At 70.2% G+C, this 4,374-nt stretch carries 5 protein-coding genes; 3 read left to right on the top strand and 2 right to left on the bottom strand.

The window, feature by feature from the left end; genetic code table 11:
* The first annotated feature begins 319 nt into the window (after nt 1-319).
* Entirely contained in the window at nt 320-1,294 is a 975-nt protein-coding gene (locus tag ACFU8Q_RS39555; RefSeq protein WP_384464492.1) for an ArsR/SmtB family transcription factor, read from the top strand.
* Nucleotides 1,295-1,397: 103 nt separating this feature from the next.
* Nucleotides 1,398-1,805: a VOC family protein gene (locus ACFU8Q_RS39550; RefSeq protein ID WP_384464489.1), complete on the top strand. Its 408-nt coding sequence runs from the start codon at nt 1,398-1,400 to the stop codon at nt 1,803-1,805.
* Between the two features lie 37 nt (nt 1,806-1,842).
* Here the strand turns inward: ACFU8Q_RS39550 and ACFU8Q_RS39545 are convergent, their stop codons facing one another.
* On the bottom strand, nt 1,843-2,772 hold the full coding sequence (locus ACFU8Q_RS39545; RefSeq protein ID WP_384464486.1) for an oxidoreductase: 930 nt from the start codon (nt 2,770-2,772) through the stop codon (nt 1,843-1,845).
* 90 nt (nt 2,773-2,862) lie between these two features.
* Here ACFU8Q_RS39545 and ACFU8Q_RS39540 point away from each other — a divergent pair, with 90 nt between their 5' ends.
* Nucleotides 2,863-3,651, top strand: a complete 789-nt coding sequence (locus ACFU8Q_RS39540) for a sulfite exporter TauE/SafE family protein (protein WP_384464483.1) — start codon at nt 2,863-2,865, stop codon at nt 3,649-3,651.
* Between the two features lie 25 nt (nt 3,652-3,676).
* On the opposite strand, the gene ACFU8Q_RS39535 is transcribed toward ACFU8Q_RS39540, so the two are convergent.
* Nucleotides 3,677-4,267 (bottom strand): class F sortase, encoded by a 591-nt coding sequence (locus ACFU8Q_RS39535; RefSeq protein WP_384464495.1) that lies wholly within the window; start codon nt 4,265-4,267, stop codon nt 3,677-3,679.
* Nucleotides 4,268-4,374 lie beyond the last annotated feature (107 nt).

The following is a 4,374-nucleotide window of genomic DNA, read 5'->3' as shown; positions in this document are numbered from 1 at the left end:
GACTGGTGACCGTGAACAGCGGCACCGCGCCGATCAGGACGGGAACGTTGAAACCGGCCGGCATGGTCCGCACCCCGCTTACCCCCGTCGGGTACGGAGTCGTACCGTCGCGCACCGCCGCCGAACGAGCGAAACCCCCCACGGCCTTCACTCGCTCTTCCGGTGGCTCCGGATTCGCACCCGACGGCCTACAGCTTTTCGGGTGCCGGGGTGTGGAGGCGAGACGTTTCACCTCTGGCCGAAACCCCGTGGTGACGTGCTGTTACGGATCACCTACCCTTGAGCGGGGGTAATTGCAGGTGCAACAAATGGGGGTTCGGTGCTGCGTATCCATATGTCCGGAGTGGACCTTTCCAAGGTGCGGATGGCCACCCGGCCGGATGCGCTGTGGGAAACCATTCTGAGTTTCCATCGGCTGCGGGACCGGCGCGGTCCCGCGGTGTTCGGGAAATGGCGTACGGAAACCCGGCCCCGGTTGCATGGTGAAGTACGTCTGTTGTCCGCCGTGATTCCACCGCGCGGCTATTTCCCAGATTTTCTGACGCCTGCTCAGGAAAGCGGCGAGCCCTACGGCATCGAGGCCGGAATGCAGGCGCTGCGCGACACCCCACCCGGGCGGATCCGCGCCGAACTCGCCCTGCTGGCCGCCGAACGCCGCGAGACGGCCCGCACCCAGGACGGGCGCGTCGAATCGCTCGACCGGCTCGTCGGCGCACTGCGCAGCTACCACCGCGCCGCGATCGAACCGTACTGGCCGCACATCCAGGCCAGCGTCGAGGCCGACCGCGCCCTCCGCGGCCGCGCCCTCCTGGACGGCGGCGCGGAAGAACTGCTCGCCTCCCTCCCGCCCATGATCCGCTGGCGGGCCCCCGTGCTGGAGGCGGACTACCCCGTGGACCGCGAACTCCATCTGAACGGCCGGGGGTTACTGCTCCAGCCGTCCTTCTTCTGCCGCGTCACCCCGGTCGTTCACCGCGACCCGCGTCTCCCGCCGGTCCTCGTCTACCCGGTCACCCACTCCCGCGCCCCGGTCTTCGCCGAACCGGGCCCCTGGCTCGGCCGGCTCCTCGGCCATACCCGCTCGACGGTCCTGCGGGCCATCGGCAACGGCTGCACGACCAGCGAACTCGCCCGCCGGGCAGGAGTCTCCCTCGCCTCGGCCAGCCAGCACGCCTGTGTGCTGCGCGAGGCGGGCCTGATCCACACGCTGCGGCACGGCAACTCGGTCCTGCACACGCTGACCCCACTGGGCGGATCGCTGCTCCGGGGCGGCGCGCCGCTCGCCCTGTCCTGACCCCGCGGGGCGGAAAATTTCCTCGCCGATACCGATGAGTTCCGCGCCGCCCCGCCGTCTACCTGTCGTAAAACGTTCGAACACCAGAGAGAACGGAACGGCCATGCCTCAGATGATCTTCGTGAACCTGCCGGTCAAGAACCTCGAGACGACCAAGGCCTTCTTCGGCAAGCTCGGCTTCTCCTGCAACCCGCAGTTCACCGACGAGAACACCGCGTGTCTCGTCATCAGCGACACCATCTTCGCCATGCTCCTCACGGAACCCCGCTTCAAGGAGTTCACCAAGAAGGAGATCGCCGACTCCTCGAAGTCCACCGAGGTCATCCTCGCGCTCAGCGCCGAGAGCCGCGAGAAGGTGGACGAGCTGGTGGACACCGCCCTCGCCTCCGGGGGATCGCCCGCCAACGAGCCGGTGGACTACGGCCACATGTACGGCCGCTCCTTCCAGGACCCGGACCACCACATCTGGGAGGTCATGTGGATGGACCCGGCCGCCGTCGAGGGGCAGTAGTCCTGAACGCGTCGATGAGCGGTGACGTATCCGGTCCTCAGGCCGTGAGCACCGGATACGTCACCCCCGTGAGTTGCTCGGACGCCACCCAGAGCCGCTCGCTCGCCACATCGTTCAGCGTCCAGCCCGCCCGCCAGGACGGGGCCGGCGCACCGCGCCAGCCCAGCAGCTTCGGGCCGGTGAACGAGTCGGGACGCACGCCGGGCGCGGTGGCCGCGTACAGGATGGGCAGCGCACCGGACGACGCGGGCTGGGCGACGAGCCGGTTGCCGAGCCGGAACACCAGGTCCGCCGCCTTGCGGTTCTCCATCCGGACGCCCGCCGTCTGCAGATTGGTCGCCGCGTAACCGGGGTGAGCCGCGGCGGCCACCACCTGGCAACCGTCAGCCGAGAGGCGCCGTGCCAGCTCGTGGACGAAGAGCAGATTGGCGGTCTTCGAGCGGCCGTACGCGATCCAGCGGCGGTAGTTCCGCTCGCTGTTGAGATCCCCCATGTCGATGTCGGACAGGGCGTGCATACCGCTGGAGACGCTCACCACGCGCGCCCCGGGGGTGCCGAGGAGCTTCGGGAGGAGCAGCCCGGTGAGGGCGAAGTGCCCCAGGTGGTTGATGCCGAACTGCCTCTCGAAGCCGTCCGCCGTCTTCCCGTAGGGAAGGGCCATCACGCCCGCGTTGTTGATGAGCAGATCGATCCGGTCGGGCGTGTGCTCCGCCGCGCACGCGCGTACGGAGTCCAGATCGGCCAGATCGAGCGGTACGAAGTCCACGTCCGCGCCGGTCACGGCCGCCCGGATGCGGGACGCGGCCTCCTTGCCGCGCGACTCGTCACGGCAGGCGAGCAGCACGCGCGCGCCGTGCCGGGCCAGTTCCCGCGCCGTGATCAGCCCGATGCCGCTGTTGGCTCCGGTGACCACGGCTGTACGGCCGCTCTGGTCGGGGATGTCGCTCGCGTTCCAGCCCTGGCTCATGGGCCCAGCGTACGGCCGCGGCGCGCGGGGAGAACGGGCCGGGCGGAACGGGTTGGACGAGGCACGTATCGCGTCCTTAAGGTCGCGATCATGCCTGACATAGCGCTCACCACACTGGTCATTCTCTGCCTCGCGGCAGCCGCGGCGGGCTGGATCGACGCGGTGGTCGGCGGCGGCGGGCTGCTCCTGCTGCCCGCCCTGTTGCTGGGACTGCCCCATGTCCCGGCCGCGCAGGTACTCGGCACCAACAAGGCGGTCGCGATCGTCGGTACGACGGGCGCCGCCGTGACGTACGTACGCAAGGCGCCGGTCGAGGTAGGGACGGCCCTGCGGATCGGGCTCGCGGCGCTGGCCGGCTCGATGGCCGGGGCGTTCTTCGCCGCCGGGATCAGCAGCGAGGTGCTGCGCCCGGTGATCATGGTCGTGCTGCTGGCGGTGGCGGCGTTCGTGTTGCTGCGGCCCTCGTTCGGCAGGGCGGCGGACGACGGTACGCGGCGCCAGGTCACCCGGGCCCGTACCGTCACCGCGATCGTGCTCGTCGGCGGTGGCATCGGCTTCTACGACGGGCTGTTCGGCCCCGGCACCGGAACGTTCCTCGTCCTGGCGCTGACCGCGGTGCTCCACCTCGATCTGGTGACGGCGTCGGCCACCGCCAAGATCGTCAACGTCTGCACCAACGGCGGGGCGCTGGCGATGTTCGCGTACCAGGGCAGCGTGCTGTGGCAACTGGCCGCGCTGATGGCGGTCTTCAACCTGGCGGGCGGGCTGATCGGGGCGCGGATGGCGCTCCGCAAGGGCAGCGAGTTCGTCCGCGGTGTCCTGCTGGTCGTGGTGTTCTCACTGGTCGCGAAGCTGGGGTTCGACCAGTGGACGGCGTGAACGACGCGCTCCGGGCGCGCCGGGTTCACCGCACCGCGGTGAGATGCGCGTACGCCACGACATTGCCCCGGTAGCCCGTAGCCTTCGAAAAACCGCCGCCGCAGGTGATCAGCCGCAGCGAGGCGTAGGGAGATGCGCCGTACACCCGCTTGTCGGGGAAGTCGTCGCTCTTGTAGACCTCGATCCCGTCGAGGGAGAAGACGGCGGTGCGCCCGTCCCGGCGGACCACCTCGACCGTGCTGCCCTTCTGCAGGGTGCCCAGGTCGTAGAAGACCGACCGGCCGTGCGCGTTGTCGACATGGCCGGCGACGATCGCGCTGCCCTTGGAGCCCGGGGGAGTGCCGTCCCGGTACCAGCCGACGACGTTACGGTTCCCGGCCGGCGGCACGTCGAGGCTGCCGTCGGCCCCGAGCCCCAGCCGCATCATCGGCGCGTTCACCCGGATGCTCGGGATCCGGATGCGCACGGGCGCCGAGGGCTTCAGCGGCTCGGCGAGAGGAGACCCCGGCTGCGGCTCGGGGCCCGCGGCGAAGCCCTGCGCGGTGGTCGGCTGAGGCGGGACCAGCTGGGTGCCGGCGCCGTGCCGGATCAGCCAGACGCCGGCCAGCGCCACCATGACCAGCAGCCAGCCCTTGGCCTTCTGGGACACGGTCGTCCTCCGGGTGACGAAGCGCGGACGGGAGGGGTGCGGGGACGGGGTCGGGAACGGGAGCAGTCCCGTCC

Source organism: Streptomyces sp. NPDC057543 (assembly GCF_042801895.1).
In the GTDB taxonomy this organism is placed as follows: Bacteria; Actinomycetota; Actinomycetes; order Streptomycetales; family Streptomycetaceae; genus Streptomyces.
This window is presented reverse-complemented; position numbering and strand designations above follow the sequence as displayed.

What these genes read in the sequence shown, in the direction of transcription:
- ACFU8Q_RS39540 (WP_384464483.1), top strand. Translation starts at nt 2,863, where the DNA reads ATGCCTGACATAGCGCTCACCACACTGGTCATTCTCTGCCTCGCGGCA.
- ACFU8Q_RS39545 (WP_384464486.1), bottom strand. Translation starts at nt 2,772, where the DNA reads ATGAGCCAGGGCTGGAACGCGAGCGACATCCCCGACCAGAGCGGCCGT.
- ACFU8Q_RS39550 (WP_384464489.1), top strand. Translation starts at nt 1,398, where the DNA reads ATGCCTCAGATGATCTTCGTGAACCTGCCGGTCAAGAACCTCGAGACG.
- ACFU8Q_RS39535 (WP_384464495.1), bottom strand. Translation starts at nt 4,267, where the DNA reads ATGGTGGCGCTGGCCGGCGTCTGGCTGATCCGGCACGGCGCCGGCACC.